Annotated in this window: 11 protein-coding genes and 1 tRNA gene; 3 read left to right on the forward strand and 9 right to left on the reverse strand. The window is 68.2% G+C overall.

Annotated features, from left to right (window positions below):
• The first annotated feature begins 311 nt into the window (after positions 1 to 311).
• The gene (locus tag FHS98_RS14935) at positions 312 to 512 is read left to right on the forward strand and encodes a helix-turn-helix transcriptional regulator (RefSeq protein ID WP_167106835.1); all 201 of its coding nucleotides are present in this window, start codon (positions 312 to 314) and stop codon (positions 510 to 512) included.
• Positions 513 to 636: 124 nt separating this feature from the next.
• Here the strand turns inward: FHS98_RS14935 and FHS98_RS14940 are convergent, their stop codons facing one another.
• The 4 genes from FHS98_RS14940 to FHS98_RS14955 all read right to left on the reverse strand — a co-directional run bounded on the left by FHS98_RS14940 (position 637) and on the right by FHS98_RS14955 (position 3829).
• On the reverse strand, positions 637 to 1428 hold the full coding sequence (locus FHS98_RS14940) for a DUF3037 domain-containing protein (RefSeq protein ID WP_243848046.1): 792 nt from the start codon (positions 1426 to 1428) through the stop codon (positions 637 to 639).
• Positions 1429 to 1453: 25 nt separating this feature from the next.
• Complete coding sequence (locus FHS98_RS14945) at positions 1454 to 2191, reverse strand: HipA family kinase (protein WP_341786078.1); 738 nt, start codon at positions 2189 to 2191, stop codon at positions 1454 to 1456.
• A gap of 189 nt (positions 2192 to 2380) precedes the next feature.
• Positions 2381 to 3601, reverse strand: coding sequence for a tyrosine-type recombinase/integrase (locus FHS98_RS14950; protein WP_167106838.1), 1221 nt, complete (start codon positions 3599 to 3601; stop codon positions 2381 to 2383).
• Positions 3602 to 3753: 152 nt separating this feature from the next.
• Positions 3754 to 3829, reverse strand: a tRNA-Thr gene (locus FHS98_RS14955).
• Positions 3830 to 3972: 143 nt separating this feature from the next.
• Here FHS98_RS14955 and FHS98_RS14960 point away from each other — a divergent pair.
• Together FHS98_RS14960 and FHS98_RS14965 are read left to right on the forward strand one after the other, a co-directional pair.
• Positions 3973 to 5247, forward strand: a complete 1275-nt coding sequence (locus FHS98_RS14960) for a PAS domain-containing protein (protein WP_167106841.1) — start codon at positions 3973 to 3975, stop codon at positions 5245 to 5247.
• A gap of 159 nt (positions 5248 to 5406) precedes the next feature.
• Positions 5407 to 10098 carry an NAD-glutamate dehydrogenase gene (locus tag FHS98_RS14965; protein ID WP_208402297.1) on the forward strand — a complete coding sequence of 1564 codons (4692 nt, stop codon included), beginning with the start codon at positions 5407 to 5409 and terminating at the stop codon, positions 10096 to 10098.
• Between the two features lie 51 nt (positions 10099 to 10149).
• Here the strand turns inward: FHS98_RS14965 and FHS98_RS14970 are convergent, their stop codons facing one another.
• From FHS98_RS14970 to FHS98_RS14990, 5 genes are all read right to left on the reverse strand, one after another.
• Positions 10150 to 10701 carry a hypothetical protein gene (locus FHS98_RS14970; protein ID WP_208402298.1) on the reverse strand — a complete coding sequence of 184 codons (552 nt, stop codon included), beginning with the start codon at positions 10699 to 10701 and terminating at the stop codon, positions 10150 to 10152.
• Between the two features lie 408 nt (positions 10702 to 11109).
• Entirely contained in the window at positions 11110 to 11376 is a 267-nt protein-coding gene (locus tag FHS98_RS14975; protein ID WP_167106846.1) for a ribbon-helix-helix domain-containing protein, read from the reverse strand.
• Positions 11377 to 11387: 11 nt separating this feature from the next.
• On the reverse strand, positions 11388 to 12110 hold the full coding sequence (gene phbB, locus FHS98_RS14980) for an acetoacetyl-CoA reductase (RefSeq protein WP_167106849.1): 723 nt from the start codon (positions 12108 to 12110) through the stop codon (positions 11388 to 11390).
• A gap of 33 nt (positions 12111 to 12143) precedes the next feature.
• Positions 12144 to 13139: a ferrochelatase gene (gene hemH, locus FHS98_RS14985; RefSeq protein WP_425057352.1), complete on the reverse strand. Its 996-nt coding sequence runs from the start codon at positions 13137 to 13139 to the stop codon at positions 12144 to 12146.
• Positions 13140 to 13141: 2 nt separating this feature from the next.
• A complete protein-coding gene (locus FHS98_RS14990) occupies positions 13142 to 15352 on the reverse strand; it encodes a molybdopterin cofactor-binding domain-containing protein (RefSeq protein WP_167106855.1) in 2211 nt (736 codons plus the stop codon).

The following is a 15352-nucleotide window of genomic DNA, read 5'->3' on the forward strand; positions in this document are numbered from 1 at the left end:
CCTCCTATGGACTACCGGGACAACCGCCACTCGCCTCTCAAAGGGGTCCCTTTTCGACGCCTATAGGGGGTCCCTTTTGGACGCCGATTGACAGCGTCAGGGATCGTCACGGCGAAGCCGGCGAGACGCGCCAGCGGCTCGATGGAGCGTCAAGCGGAGTAGAGCCCGGTCGCGTCAGCGAGACGCCTCGGCCCGGATCCGCCGAGGCGCGAGGGGAAGAACGGGCAAGAATGGGCAGCAAGGTGGTTCAGGGACGAACTCGGACGTCTTAATCTCGTCGCTCGCGTCCAACCCACAGACGGGAGTTCCGCATGTCCGATCAACCCGACCGCATCCTGCGCATCAGAACGGTACTCGCGCGTACCGGTCTCAGCCGCTCCACGCTCTATCGGAAGATGCAGGCGGGCGTCTTTCCCAGACAGATTCGGATCGCCGAGCGCTGTATGGGCTGGCGAGAATCCGCTGTGAACGGCTGGCTTGAAGACCCCATGTCACTTGAGCGCGGAAGCTGATCCACACCGGACCTGCAATCACTGCGATGTGACAATTCCTCTGACAAAATGTCGTTCAGCTACAGGAATCGCCGCATCGCGGGCTCACGGGCGGGCAGTCGGGAAGCTCGGCTATTCCGATCGATCAGTGAGCGATTCTGCCATGCAACTCGGCATTTTCGATGATGTCGTTGAATAGCGGACGCAAATCATCGAGGCGGTAAAGCCGAACGTTGGCGCCTTCAAATTGGTCGCTCACGGCGTGATAGAAGCCGTTGGACTGCTCTGAAAAGTCTCCGACGACGACCAGGCGCTTGCACATCGGCTCGTTCTGGAAATGCTTCCAAATGAGGCCGCCTTCCATGGCGCGCTTCCCGGCCTCTCGCAGACCGTCGTTCACATTCCGTGGAATGCGCATCCCGTCGATGAAATTGTAGCAGCCATTTTGGTAACCGTAGGGAACGGAGACCTTCATCCCATACTCAGGCAGTTCCACTTCCTCGGGCTTATCGAGCAACATCTCGACCCGGTTCTCTTCGAAGGCTTCCCGGAGCTTGCGGCGGATCCGAGGCTCGCGGGCCAACTTGTCGTCGTCGCCCACCAGCTCATCGAAGAGGTTCTCAAATTCCGCTTCTGCATCGCCCACGAGTACGGGAAGCAGGGGAGAAAGGCGGATATCATTCGCTCGACGCCGCACGAACTCGTCGTATCCGCTTTCGAGGCCCTTCGCGATCTCCTGCCGCAGTCGGTTCTCAAACGAGTCTTTGATCGCTTCGATATATACCTTCGGCTGGCGTCCAAAGACGCGATCGAGGCGAGATTGTCCGCGCGCAAAGCGGATGCCCACGAACCGCTGGTCCGGGACAAGCATGAGCAGGCCTATGTTCAGAAACTCCATGCGTTCGGGCACGGGGCTGAACTGGATCAGTGCGTACATTCCCTTTGATTGAGCGGCCATCGTCTCAGACCTTCATCTGAAGCTGGGGCACGAGTCGTGCGAACACATATTCCTCAACCCTCTTACCTCGTTCGAAAATCTGCTCGACCCAGCGCTCGCGCACATGAGCGGACGGCCCCCACGCGTGTGGGACGGATCCCACTATCGCCTCGATGACGTCAGCGTCAATCTGAGCAACGGCGGCCGCAGCCCTCCGCAACAGACGTTCAGTCAGATAGGGCCGGAATTCCGGGAAAACCCCGTACACGCGATCATCCTCGATAAAATGGGTTCCGGCCAGACCGCCCGCAAGATCCTCTTCCACGAAACAGTGCGTGTGGTCGAAGGCGACCATCTCGAACTTTCGTCTACGAGGCGTGAAAAAGAGGTTATCTCGTCTGGGCGAGGGATCGTAATAATCCTCAGGCGGACAGCGGTCGAAGTTCCGCACCCATGTGTCGAACATCACCAAAAGCGCCATATCTTGCCGGTTGATCATCCGCTTGGGAAAGGTGTCGCTGCCATCGCTGGTCTGGCCCCTCAACTCCTTTGATATGAAGGCGGGACCGAAACCAACGGTTCCTCCATTGGACATGGGGATCTCAATTTCGGAGACATCGATGATCGCGAACGGAGGCACGGTCAGCCCAGCCGCAACGGCCAACTCCGATCCAACCAGTTCCAGTGCGAGGCTTTCATTGCCCTGCGGATTGCCCAGGCCCTTGATGAATCCGATGCCGGCATCCGTGGCGACCTTCACCACCCGCGTACTGCTGAATAAGGGTTCGATGACACGCCTTATGATCGTGGGCTGCCAATCGCGGCCGCAATATAACATTCGCGCGCCGCTCCTTTTGGCGTTCGCCCATAAAGACCCGCGGCCGTAACAAGTGTCAATGACGCCCTGCTTTCACGCCAAGGCGGACTGATCGGAACGGCCGTCAGCGTTAAGTTACGCCCGCTTCCGAAAGCGCACCTTCACCACCTTGCCGCCGACCTTCAACTGGTCGAGATGATCCGACCACCATTGAGCCATGCGGACTCGCTCATCCCAATGGGCGCCGCGGTGGTAAGCGGCACGAACCTTGTCCCTTTCCCCGTGCGCAAGCGCCCGCTCGATCGCATCGGGATGCCAGAGGCCAGATTCGTTTAGCAGCGTACTCGCGATCGCCCTGAACCCGTGGCTGGTCATCTCGTCTTGACCATATCCCATGCGCCGAATGGCGGTATTGAGAGTGTTCTCGCAGATCGAACGTTGAGAGGTATGAAGGGCCGGGAATAGAAACTCGCTTCGGTTACCGAGCGCGCGCAGCCTTTCGAGCAGGAACAGCGATTGCTGCGAAAGCGGCACGGTATGAGGTTGCTTCATCTTCATCCGCTCGGCGGGAACACGCCACACCTTCTCGGCGAAATCGATCTCGCCCCATTTCGCCTGACGGAGCTCGCCCGGCCTCAGGAAAACGTGGGGTGCGATCTGTAGCGCAAAGCGATTCTCCGGACGCCCCTCATAACCGTCGATTGCGCGCAGAAGCTCGCCGACCTTCCTGGGATCAAGAATGGCGGCATGATGCTTGACACGTGGAACGACCAAGGCGCCGCGCAGGATGTCGGCAGGATTGCGCTCCGTGCGCAGCGTGGCGAAACCGTAACGGAAGACGCGTCCTGCAAATGCCCGGAGACGCTGTGCGGTCTCATGATGCCCACGCCGTTCAACCCGCTTAAGCGAGTCCAGCAGTTCATGCGGCGTGATCGCCGAGATCGGGCGCTTGCCGATGTCCCTGTCGAGCAGGTCGAGGAACCACCGCGCCTTCTTGAGCGTCGCCGGGGATTTACCCTCCCGTTCCATCTTCTGGATATATTCCTCGGCCACGAGCTTGAACGTCGTGCGTGCGGCGACCTCGGCTTCCAACTTACGCTGCCGCTTCTCCTCCACCGGATCGACACCGTCGATCAGCTTGGCGCGCGCTGAATCCCTGAGCTTGCGCGCTTCCTGGAGGGAAACCTCGGGAAAGCTGCCAAGCGACAGTTTCTTCTCGATGCCATGCGCCCGAAACCGGAAGCGCCAGAGCAACGCCCCCGACGGCTGCACCAATAGGAACAGCCCATCAACATCCGCGACCTTGTAGGGTTTGTCGGCGGGCTTCAACGCCCGGATCTGGACCACCGTCAGCATGGGACCACGCCCTCCTGAGCTTTTCGTGGTCCCTCGTTTCGTGGTCCCTTTTCAGTGGACCACAGCGGAACATAGTGGGAAAATCTGGGACCATCCGAGGCTCAGTATACCGCAGATTTCTGCGATTTTGTAGCCATGTTCCAGGGATGTTCTGGTGCCGCCTACAGGACTCGAACCTGTGACCCCCGCATTACGAATGCGATGCTCTACCAGCTGAGCTAAGGCGGCTCGCCGGTGCCGGGGCCTCTAGCAGCGCGTTTTACGAAGCACAAGACGCCTCGTCGCAGCTTTACCCTATTTCAACCATGACGAGGGATGGTCATAGTCCGGCCCGTGCGACAGGTGTCGCGCGGTGGTGTGGAGTGCGCTGGATGGACGAGCTCAGAGCGGTCGGGCCAGACCCCGATCGCGAGGATCATGAAGCCGACATCGAGCCCGAGCGTCCGCCGCAGATCGGTGGCGACGAACGCCGGATGCATGTGCGCGCCTATAATTTCTGGGTCTCGCTGCTGCGCGGGCGCACCTATCCGTCGATCCGGGATCTCGATCCGCGGGATGCCGGCGATTTCGGCCCGCATTCGGTGCTGCTCGATTTCAGCGGCGGCGCGGAGAATCCCGCCATCGCCTATCTGGGCGACACGCTGCGCCTCGAATGCGGGGTGGCGGACGAGATCCGGTCGATCGAGGATGTGCCGAGCCGCTCGCTGCTCAGCCGGCTGACCGATCATTATCTCCAGATCCTCGCCAACCGCGCGCCGATCGGCTTCGAGGCGGAGTTCGTCAGCCAGCGCGGCCACAACACCCTCTATCGCGGCATCCTGATGCCCTTCTCCACCGACGACGAAACGGTGGACCACGTCTATGGCGTCATCAACTGGAAGGAGCTGGCCGAGGCCGATATCGCCGCCGAGCTGGTGCTCGAAGTGGGGCAGGCGCTGGAGCCGGTCGACGCCCCGCTGTGGGCGGACGGGCCGGGCAGCGGGCTCGACGATTCGCCGCTGCGGCTGACGCTCGGCGGGGAAGAGGGCGAGCCCGACATCGTCCTGCCCGGCCACAATGCCGCGCTGGCGGATCATCTCGCCGCCGCGCGCGAACAGGCCGAGCGCGCGCAGGGCGCCCGGCTGTCGAGCCGCGCCGCGCTCTATCGCGCGCTGGGCCTCGCTTATGATTTCGCGCTGCTCTCCGAGGTGCGGCCGGACGAATATGCCGAGCTGCTCGACGATTCGGGCATCAAGGCGCAGGCCCGCGCGCCGATGACGGCGGTCATCAAGCTCATCTTCGGCATGGGCGTCGACAAGGCGCGCGCCACCGAATTCGCCGCCGCGCTTTCCCATGCCCGCCGCATCGGCCTCGGCGCGGGGGCGCTCGCCAGCCATATCGACATGCAGCCGGGCGGCCTGAAGGCGATGGTCGCGGCCGAGCGCGTCGCGCGCAAGCCCGCCTCCGCCCCGCCCAGCCATGCCGAGATCGCCCGCGCGGCGCTGCGCAAGGTGGAGCCGCAGGCGATGCTGGACCTGCCGTCCGATCCGGGCGAGTTCGTGTTGCTGCTCGCGCGGCGGGAGGAGAATGGCCGCCTCGCCGTCATCGCGCCGGTGCCCGAGGAAGCGACTCTGGTCGATCGCGCGATCCGCAAGATCACGCGCTGACAGCGACAGCCAAACGCAACAATGATCCGCTAGAACAGCCCTTGCCAAGGGCGGCGTTGCTCAGCGCCATGCGGGGTTGAGAAGCGCCGCTGACGGGCGCATAGCGACCCCGAAACCAGCCCCGATCAACGGGCATACCGCGCAAGGAGCGGAGCGAAAATGACGGCATCTGTGGCGAGCGAAACGGCTTCCGGCAAACAGGCGGAGGACGCGAACGCGTTCGCCGCGGAAATCGCGGCGATCCTGACGGCAGACGCGCTTCCCGGCGAAACCGACGGCTTCAGCGAAGAGGATGGCGGGGCCGCCGCGGCCTTCGTCGCGCAGACGGCGTCCCGCCGTGCGGCCGGCCAGCCCAGCGTGGCGCTCGAATCGATCGGCGGCGAAGGCGGCCGTCGCCTGATGCGGCTGGTGATCGTCAATGACGACATGCCCTTCCTGGTCGACTCGGTGGCCGCCGCGGTCGCCGCGCGGGGCCTCGCCGTCCACCGCCTGCTCCACCCGATCGTGGCGGTGCGCCGCGATGCCGAGGGGCGCCTCACCGGCCTGCTCCCCGCCCGCACCGAGGGCGAGCGCCGCGAGTCCATCATCTATCTCGAGATCGAGCGCGCCGACGCCAAGGATCGCCGCGCCATCGTCGACGAGCTGGAGGACGTGCTCTCGCATGTCCGCGCCGCGGTCGAGGACTGGCCGATGCTCCAGCACGCCCTGCGCGAAGGCGCCGACCGCCTGCCCGACGGCGAGGGCGCGGCGCTGCTGCGCTGGTTCCTCGACGGCAACATGACGCTGCTCGGCTATCGCCGCGAAGCCGCTGACGGCACGCTGGCCGACGCGATCGGCATCCCCCGCTCGGATGCCACCGCCGTGTGGGGCGACGCCGCCCGCGCCGCCGCCATCGCCTGGTTCGAGGCGGGCAACGAGGCGCCGCTGCTGCTCAAGGCCGATCGCGTCGCGACCGTCCACCGCCGCCTGCCGCTCGACATGGTGGTGCTGCCGCACCGCGACGGGCCGCGCGTCACCGGCCTCGACATCCATCTCGGCCTGTGGACGTCGAACGCGCTCGCCACGCGCCCCGATCGCGTGCCGCTGCTGCGCCGCCGCCTTTCCGATCTGGAGGAGGCGCTGGGCTTCGATCCGGCCAGCCATGCCGGCAAGGCGCTGCGCCACGTTCTCTACGAGCTGCCGCACGACCTCATCATCGCCTTCGCGCCGCGCGCGCTGAAGCAGGTGGCGCTCACCGCCATGTCGCTCGCCGACCGGCCGCGCCCGAAGCTGATCCTGATCGACGACGTGCTGCGCCGCCATCTCTTCGCCTTCGTCTGGCTGCCGCGCGAGGAGCTGACCACCAGCCGCCGCGAGGCGCTCGGCCGGATGATCGCGGAGGCCGCCTCGGGCCGCCTCGTCAACTGGGCGATCGACCTCGGCGACGGCGACATGGCGCTGCTGCGCTACACCATCGCGCTGCCGGCGGGCGCCACCCTGCCCGATGCCGAGCCGCTCGATCGCCGTCTGGAGCAGATGGTGCGCGGCTGGGCTCCGGCCGTCGAGGGCGCGCTGACCGAGCGTGTCGGCGCCAGCCGCGCCGCCCGTCTCGCGCTCGGCTATGCCGGGGCCTTCCCGGCCGGCTATCGCGGCCGCTCGGATGCCGCCGAGGCCGCCGACGACATCATCCGCCTGTCCGGCCTGGGCAGCGACGCCGATCGCGCCGCCCGCCTCTTCGCCCGCGCCGGCGAGGATGAGGGCCGCCTCCATCTCAAGATCTATCGCACGGGCGGGCTGGTGCCGCTGTCCGACGTGGTGCCGGTGCTGGAGAATTTCGGCTTCGTCGTGCTGGAGGAGATGCCGACCGCGCTCGACGGCGGCAAGCTCGGCCATATCCACGAATTCCTGCTCCAGGCGCCCGAGGGATCGGCCGACACGCTGATGGCCCGCGCCGCCGTCGCCGAGCAGGCGATCGCGCAGGTGCTCGAAGGCCGCGCCGAGAATGACGGCTTCAACAAGCTGCTGGTCGGCATCGGGCTGGAGCCGCGCGCCGTCGTGCTGCTGCGCGCCTGGTTCCGCTATCTGCGCCAGACCGGCCTCAACTACGGCCTCATCACCGTCGCCGACGCGATGGCCCGCGCGCCGCAGGTGACGCGCGGCTTCGTCGAGCTGTTCGACGCCCGCCACGACCCGAAGCACGCTTCCGAGAAGAAGGCCAGGGAAGCGCTCGCCGCGATCGACGAGGGCCTCGTCGCCGTCGCCGCGATCGACGACGATCGCATCCTGCGCCGGATGCGCGGGCTGATCGAATCGATCCTGCGCACCAACGCCTTCGCGCCCGCCGCCGAGGAGGCGCTCGCCTTCAAGCTCGACAGCGCGACCGTGCCGGACCTGCCCGCGCCGCGCCCGTGGCGCGAGATCTGGGTCTATTCGCCGCGCGTCGAGGGCATCCATCTGCGCGGCGGCCCGATCGCGCGCGGCGGCCTGCGCTGGTCCGATCGCCGCGACGACTTCCGCACCGAGATCCTCGGCCTGATGAAGGCGCAGGTGGTGAAGAACGCCGTCATCGTGCCGACCGGCGCCAAGGGCGGCTTCTATCCCAAGCAACTCCCCTCCCCCGCCGACCGCAAGGCCTGGCTGGCCGAGGGCACGGAGAGCTACCGCATCTTCATCCGCTCGCTGCTGTCGGTCACCGACAACATCGTGGCGGACGCGGTGGTCCATCCCGAGCATGTCCGCATCCGCGACGGGCAAGACCCCTATTTCGTCGTCGCCGCCGACAAGGGCACGGCCACCTTCTCCGACATCGCCAACGCGATCGCGGTCGAGCACGGCTTCTGGCTGGGCGACGCCTTCGCTTCCGGTGGCAGCCACGGCTATGACCACAAGGCGATGGGCATCACCGCCAAGGGCGCGTGGGTGTCGGTGACGCGGCACTTCGCCGAAATGGGCGTCGACGTGCAGTCCGATCCGATCGTGACGGCGGGCTGCGGCGACATGTCGGGCGACGTGTTCGGCAACGGCATGTTGCTGTCGAAGACGATCAAGCTCGTCGCCGCCTTCGATCACCGCCATATCTTCCTCGATCCGAACCCCGATCTGGCGAAGAGCTGGGCCGAGCGCGCGCGCCTGTTCGCGCTCCCGGCGTCGAGCTGGGCGGATTATGAGGCCAGGCTGATCTCGGCCGGCGGCGGCGTCTTCCCGCGCAGCCAGAAGGCGATCCCGGTCTCCGCCGAGGCGGCCGCCGCGCTCGGCATCGAGCCCGGCACCTACGATCCCACCACGCTGATCCAGTCGATCCTCAAGGCGCCGGTGGACCTGATGTGGTTCGGCGGCATCGGCACCTACATCAAGGCCTCGACCCAGAGCCACAGCGATGCGGGCGATCCGGCCAACGACGCCAACCGCGTCGACGCCAACCAGCTCCGCTGCAAGGTGATCGGCGAGGGCGCGAACCTCTCGACCACGCAGGCCGGCCGCATCGAGTTCGGTCTGCTCGGCGGGCGTTCGAACACCGACTTCATCGACAATTCGGCGGGCGTCGACTGCTCGGACAACGAGGTCAACATCAAGATCGCGCTCAACGCCGAGATGGCGGAAGGGCGGCTCTCCTTTGAGGATCGCAACGCCTTCCTCGCCAGCATGACCGACGACGTGGCGGCCATCGTGCTGGAGGACAACCGCCTCCAGACGCTGTCGCTCTCCTCGGCCGAGCGTGGCGGGCCGGCGGCGCTGCCGGCGCAGGTCGGCGTGATCGTCGATCTCGAATCCACCGGCCGCCTCGACCGCAAGGTGGAGGGGCTGAAGGGCAATGACGAGCTCGCCCGCCGCGCGCAGGACGGCCATGGCCTCACCCGCCCCGAGCTGGCCGTGATCCTCAGCCACGCCAAGCTGACGCTCCAGGCCGCGATCGAGGCCTCGCCGATCACGAGCGACCCGACGCTCTCGCCGATCCTGCACCGCGCCTTCCCGGCCCCGATGCAGGCCCGCTTCGGCGACGCGATCGACCGCCACCGCCTGCGCGGCGAGATCATCGCCACCAAGGTCGCCAACGGCGTGGTCAATCGCCTCGGCCTCGTCGCCCCGTTCGAGCTGTCGGAGGAGGAAGGCGTCGGCCTCGCCCGCGTCGCCGGCGCCTATCTCGCCTGCGACACGATCTTCGGCCTGACCCGGCTCTTCGCCGATATCGAGGCCGAGCCGATGCCCGAGACGGGCCGCCTCGAGCTGCTCGACGTCGCGGCGCGGATGATCCGCCTGCACATCGCGGACCTGCTGCGCGTCGCCAACCCGCAGGCGCTGCCCGGCGAGATGGCCGCCGCGCTGGCCCCCGGCGTGGCGCGGCTCGACAAGGAGGTCGACCGGCTGGTCAAGGCCGAGGTGCGCGGCGCCACCGCCCAGATCAGCAACCGGCTCGTGGAGACGGGTGCCAGCCCCGCGCTGGCCGAGCGTGTCGCCCGCCTTTACGAGCTGGACGGCGCGATCGCGACCGCCTCGCTCGCCGCGCGTCAGGGCTGGAGCGAGATCGACGTGGTGGCCGCCTATGTCCGCCTCGGCGAGGCGCTCGGGCTCGATTGGGCCAAGGCGGCCGCCCAGCGCGCCGCGCCGACCGATCCGTGGGAGCGCCTGCTGACCGCCGGCCTCGCCCGCGATTTCGAGCAGCTCCGCCTCGACTTCCTGTCGCGCGCGGGGAAGGCCGGCCCGGTGGCGCTGGTCGACCAGTGGCTGGGCCAGCATCAGGTCCGCGTCGATCGCTTCGCCCGCCTCGTCCAGCGCGCCCGCACCGCCGCGAGCGTGACGCCGGCGATGCTGGCGCAGGTGGCGGCGCAGGCCCGCATCCTGCTCGCCCGCCACGTCGAGACGGGCGCGGAATAAGCGGCGCCGGAGTTCCTCCTCCACGTGCGGGGGAGGAACTCCGGGCCGTGCCTAGGCGAGGCCTTTCCGGGGAAGGTCCCCGAGGCGCCTGAAGGGGATGAACGGCACGTCCGGCCGTCCGGTATAGGCCGACTGCCGGAAGCCCGCGATGTAACGCGCCGGGATCGCCGTCAGGAAGGTCACTTCCTTGCTCTGGACCTGGCCATGGCAGAAGCCGATCAGATCGGCGGCATCATAATTGCCATTGTTGAACAGAACGAAATAATCCCGCGTGCTCAGCGCCGAGGAATGCTGAACATTGGCGCCCAGCGTCTTCCGCCGCGTCAGCAGGCGGAGCGTGATCTCCTCGTCCGGGATCGTGATCTTGTAGAAATGGCGAAACTGGGTGAACGCGCCATCCTCGATCATCGACGTCGCGATCAGCCCGCCCGGCGTCTGGCTGCGCCACACCATGCCGATCTCGGCAGGGCCTCCCGCCATGTTCTGGAGAAACGCCCGCGCTTCATCGCCCGACATCGTCTGCGCGGGCGGCTTCGCGGTAAAGCCCCGCGTGCTCAGCACGGGGTCATGGGGCGGGCGGTCGTCACCTCGGTAGAAATCCATCGCTATATCCCGGCTCGGCCCCAACGGCGGGGCCATGACGCGGAACACCGTGCCGCGCCGGGATTTCGCCCGCGTTGCGATCGCACGGCATCCGGCTACAGCGGTAACGCGCGCGATACCCTCTTGACATTTTTCACCAGATAGGTTACAAGCTGCCCGTCCTTCCGCGGCCCCGATCACGTCGCGGCGGGGCAAGGTCCGGGTTGAAACCCCGGGCGGCCGGCGCGAAGTCATCCGGGTATCAGCCGAAGCGCTTCGCTCCATCATCCATGGCCAGCCTTTGCTCGCCTGCCCGTTGCAATGTTCAGGGCAAGCCTCGCAAAGGTCCGCCGAACCGGGCGTCCCAGACGCCCGCGGGTCCAGAAGAGGCCCGCAAACCGGGTGCGTGCAACAGGGACGCGCCGGCCGCTATCCTTCCACGATCCCCGTCGGCGGGAGAGCCGCGCCCGCATTTCCAACACGCGCCCGCTCGAACAGCCAGACGCGGATCGCGCTGGCGAGGTTGGCGGGCACGTCCGCCTCGATGCGTTCGGCGTCGATGCGCGCCACCAGCGCGGAGAGGGGCAGCGACAGCTCGGCCGCCGCCTCCACCAGAGCCTGCCAGAACACGGGCTCCAGGCTGATCGAGGTCGAGTGGCCGGCGATCGCGACCGAGCGCTTGACCGGACCGGCCACCCGATCCCTCCTCAATACATGTGCTGGCCGCCGTTGATCGACAGCGTCGAGCCGGTGATGAAGCCGCCATCCTCCGCGATGAGGAAGGCGACGCCGCGCGCGATCTCCGAGGCATGGCCGAGGCGGCCGACCGGGATCTTGGCGACGATCTTCTCCAGCACGTCCTCCGGCACGGCGGCGACCATGTCGGTGTCGATATAGCCCGGCGCGATGGCGTTGACCGTCACGCCGAACTTCGCGCCTTCCTGCGCCAGCGCCTTGGTGAAGCCATGGATGCCGGACTTGGCGGCGGCATAGTTCACCTGCCCGTACTGGCCCGCCTGCCCGTTGATCGATCCGATGTTGACGATCCGGCCCCAGCCGCGCTGGCGCATCCCCGGAAAGGTCGCCTTCGCCATGTTGAAGCAGCCGCCCAGATTGGTGTCGATCACCGCCTTCCACTGCTCATAGCTCTGCTTGAGGATGGTGCTGTCGCGGGTGATGCCGGCATTGTTGACGATGATGTCGACGGGGCCGAGATCGGCCTCCACCTTCTCGACGCCGGCATGGCAGGCGTCGAAATCCGACACATCCCATTTATAGGCCGGGATGCCCGTCTTCTCGGTGAAGGCCTGCGCCTTGGCGTCGTCCCCCGCATAGTTCGCGGCGACCTTCACCCCCATGTCGCGCAGCGCGACGCTGATCGCCTCGCCGATCCCACGGGTTCCGCCGGTCACGATTGCTACGCGGTTCATTTGCCTCTCCCACATTCTCAGGACGTCGAAAGCCTAGGGAAGCCTCATCCAGCCTTCAAGTTCCCGCTTTATGACAATTCGCAACATGTCGATGCCGGGGCCGTCATCGTTCAGACATGGAAGATAGGCGAAGCGCTGGCCGCCCGCCCGCTCGAAGCTCTCGCGGCCGCGGATCGCCAGCTCCTCCAGCGTCTCGACGCAATCCGCCGAGAAGCCCGGCGCGACGATGGCGACGCGGGTGATGCCCTTGCCCGGCAGCGCTTCGAGCGTGGTGTCGGTGGCGGGCTCCAGCCACTTCGCCCGCCCGAAACGGGACTGGAAGGCGAGGATCAGCTCGCGGCCGAGCGCTTCGGACAGAAGGCGCGCCGTCGTCCGGCAATGGTCGTGATAGGGATCGCCCAGCTCCTTCGTCCGCTGCGGCATCCCGTGGAAGCTCGCGACGATCGCCTGCGGCTCGAAATCGAGACGCTCCAGCGAGGCGCGCACCGACGCCGCCAGCGCACCGATATAAGCGGGATCGTCATGATAAGGCGGCAGCGTGCGGATCGCCGGCTGCCAGCGCATCGCCGCCAGCGCCTCGAACGCCTTGTCGTTGGCGGTGGCCGTCGTCGCCGCGCAATATTGCGGGTAGAGCGGCGCGATCAGGATGCGATCGCAGCCTTGGTCCTTGAGCGCCGCCAGCCGATCCGCGATGGCCGGGTTGCCGTAGCGCATCGCATAGTCGACGATCACCTGCGGCCCGAACGCATCCCTGAGCGCCGCCGCCTGAAGCCGCGTGATCGCGGCGAGCGGGGAGCCGTCCGCGCGCCACACCTGGGCATAGGCATGGGCGGATTTCTTCGGGCGGGTGCGCAGGATGATGCCGTGCAGGATCGGCTTCCACAGCACCGCCGGGATCTCCACCACCCGCTTGTCGGAAAGGAACTCCGCGAGATAGCGGCGCACCGCGCCCGGCTCGGCCGCGTCCGGCGTGCCGAGGTTGACGAGCAGCACGCCGATGCGGCGAGGCTCGATGGAGGGGACGGCCATGGTCATGCGGCGGCACTCAGCGGAAGCGTGCGGGATCGGCGGCCGGTGGCGGCGGCCAGCGCGTTGGCGATGGCCGGCGCGACCGGCGGCACGGCGAGGCCCGAGACGCCGCCCGGCGCGGCGGTGGAGGCCACGATGTCGATCTGGAGGCTGGGCGTCTCCGCGAGCCTCGGCAGGCCGAGCGCGGCCAGACGGCGCTGGTCGGGAAGGCCGCGCGTGACGGTGATCGGATCGCCGATCGCGGCGGGCAGCGCGAAGAGCAGGCCGCCTTCGATCTGCTGGCGGACGAGGGCGGGGTTCACCACCCGGCCGCAATCGACGCTGGCGGTGAGCCGGGTCACCGCGATCCGCCCGTCCGCGCCGACATGCGCCTCCGCCATCACCGCGATGAAGCTGCCATAGCCCGCGAAGCAGGCGAGGCCCTGCCCCGTCCCCTTGCCGCCGCCCTCCCAGCCGCCGAGCGTCGCGGCGGTCGAGAGGCAGTGGGCGAGGCGCGGATTGGCGCCGAGCAGGGTGATGCGGAAGGACAGCGGGTCCGCCCCGGCCTTGAGCGCCAGCTCGTCGACGAAGCTCTCGGCGAAGAAGGTGGTGACGCCCGCCGCCTCGCCGCGCAGCACGCCGGTGGGGAGGCCGATGTCGGCGGGGTGATGGTCGATCGCGAAGGCGGGGATGGCATAGCCGGGCAGCATCCCGTCGACCGCCGCCGGTTCGCCGCCATGCCCGATGGGGAGCGAGGGGGTGAGCCCCGCCACCATGTCGCGGATCGTCGCCGGGGTCGCGACCTGGGCGCGCCACGCGGCGATCGTGCCGCCCGGCCCCAGCGCCGCCGACAGCCGCGCGCGGGCAGGCGGGCGGAAGCGATCGTGCAGGCACTCCTCGACGCGCGACCACATCAGTTGCACCGGCCGCCCGAGCTTCTGCGCGAGGATCGCCGCCTGCTCGGCCGGGCGCGTGTCGAAGCCCGCGCCGAAGCCGCCGCCGAGCGGCATCGGATAGAGCATCACGTCGCCCTCCGCGATGCCGATCGCCCGCGCGGCGGCGGCACGGGCGGCGGCGGGGGCCTGCGTGCCGACCCACAGCTCCAGCCGGCCGTCGGCGAACCGCGCGGTGGCGGCGGGCGTCTCGATCGCGGCGTGGGCGGCGAGGCCGGCGCTATAGTCGGCATGGATCGCCTGATCCCCGAGCAGCCTGTCCGGCGTGCCGTGGGAGAGGATCGGGTCGCCGTCCGCCGCCAGCGCCTTGGCCAGCGCGGCGTCGATCGAGGCGGTGTCGGGGAGCCCGCCCTGCGTCTCGAAGCGCGGGGCGAGCCTGTCGAGCGCGCGGTTGGCCGCCCACCCATTGTCGCCCACCGCCGCCACCCAGCCGGGATTGTCGAGGATCGCGATCAGGTCCGGCACCGCCCGCGCCGCCTCCCTGTCGAGATGGACGAGGCGGCTGCGGCCCGGAGGTGCCTGCCGGATCGCGGCGAACACCATGCCGGGCAGGCGCACGTCGGCGGCGAAGCGCATCGAGCCGTCGATCTTGGCGGGCACGTCAAGCCGGGGGAGAGGCTGGCCGGCGAGCCCGCCCGCTCCGGGCGCACGCAGCGGCGGGGTCCGCGGCGGGGTGAGCGAGGCGGCCTCGGCGGCCAGCTCGGCGAAGCGCAGCCGGTCGTTGCCGCGCACCACGAAGCCGCCCTCAGTGTCGCAGGCGCGCCAGTCCGCATCCCAGCGCTTCGCCGCCGCCATGCAGAGCAGCGCCCGCGCCGTCGCCCCCGCCGCGCGCATCGGCCGCTCGAAGGCGCGCACCGAGGTGGAGAAGCCGGTCAGCATCGCGCCATGATCGGCCGCCCAGCGGCCCGCCATCCGCACCGCGACCTTGCGGATCGGCACCGGCGACACATCCGCCGCCAGTTCCTCCACCGCGAGGCGGTTGGCATAAAGCGGCCCGATCGGCGCGGGCTCCACCGCCACCGTCCGCCAGTCGCAGCCCAGCTCGTCGGCGAGCATCTGGGGGAGCGCGGTCCATGCGCCCTGCCCCGTCTCGGCCTGGGGCACGATCATGGTGACATGCCCGTCCACGCCGATCTTGAGGAACGGCCCCATCACCGTCTCGCCCGGCGCCGCCGCCGGATGCGCGCCATAGCGGCGCGGCCACGCCGCCCACGCCACGATGAGGCCGATGCCGGCGCCCCCGCCGATCAGAAGCTGCCGTCGCGAAATCCCAGCCGTCAT

The organism is Sphingomonas oligoaromativorans (genome assembly GCF_011762195.1).
GTDB lineage: Bacteria > Pseudomonadota > Alphaproteobacteria > Sphingomonadales > Sphingomonadaceae > Solisphingomonas > Solisphingomonas oligoaromativorans.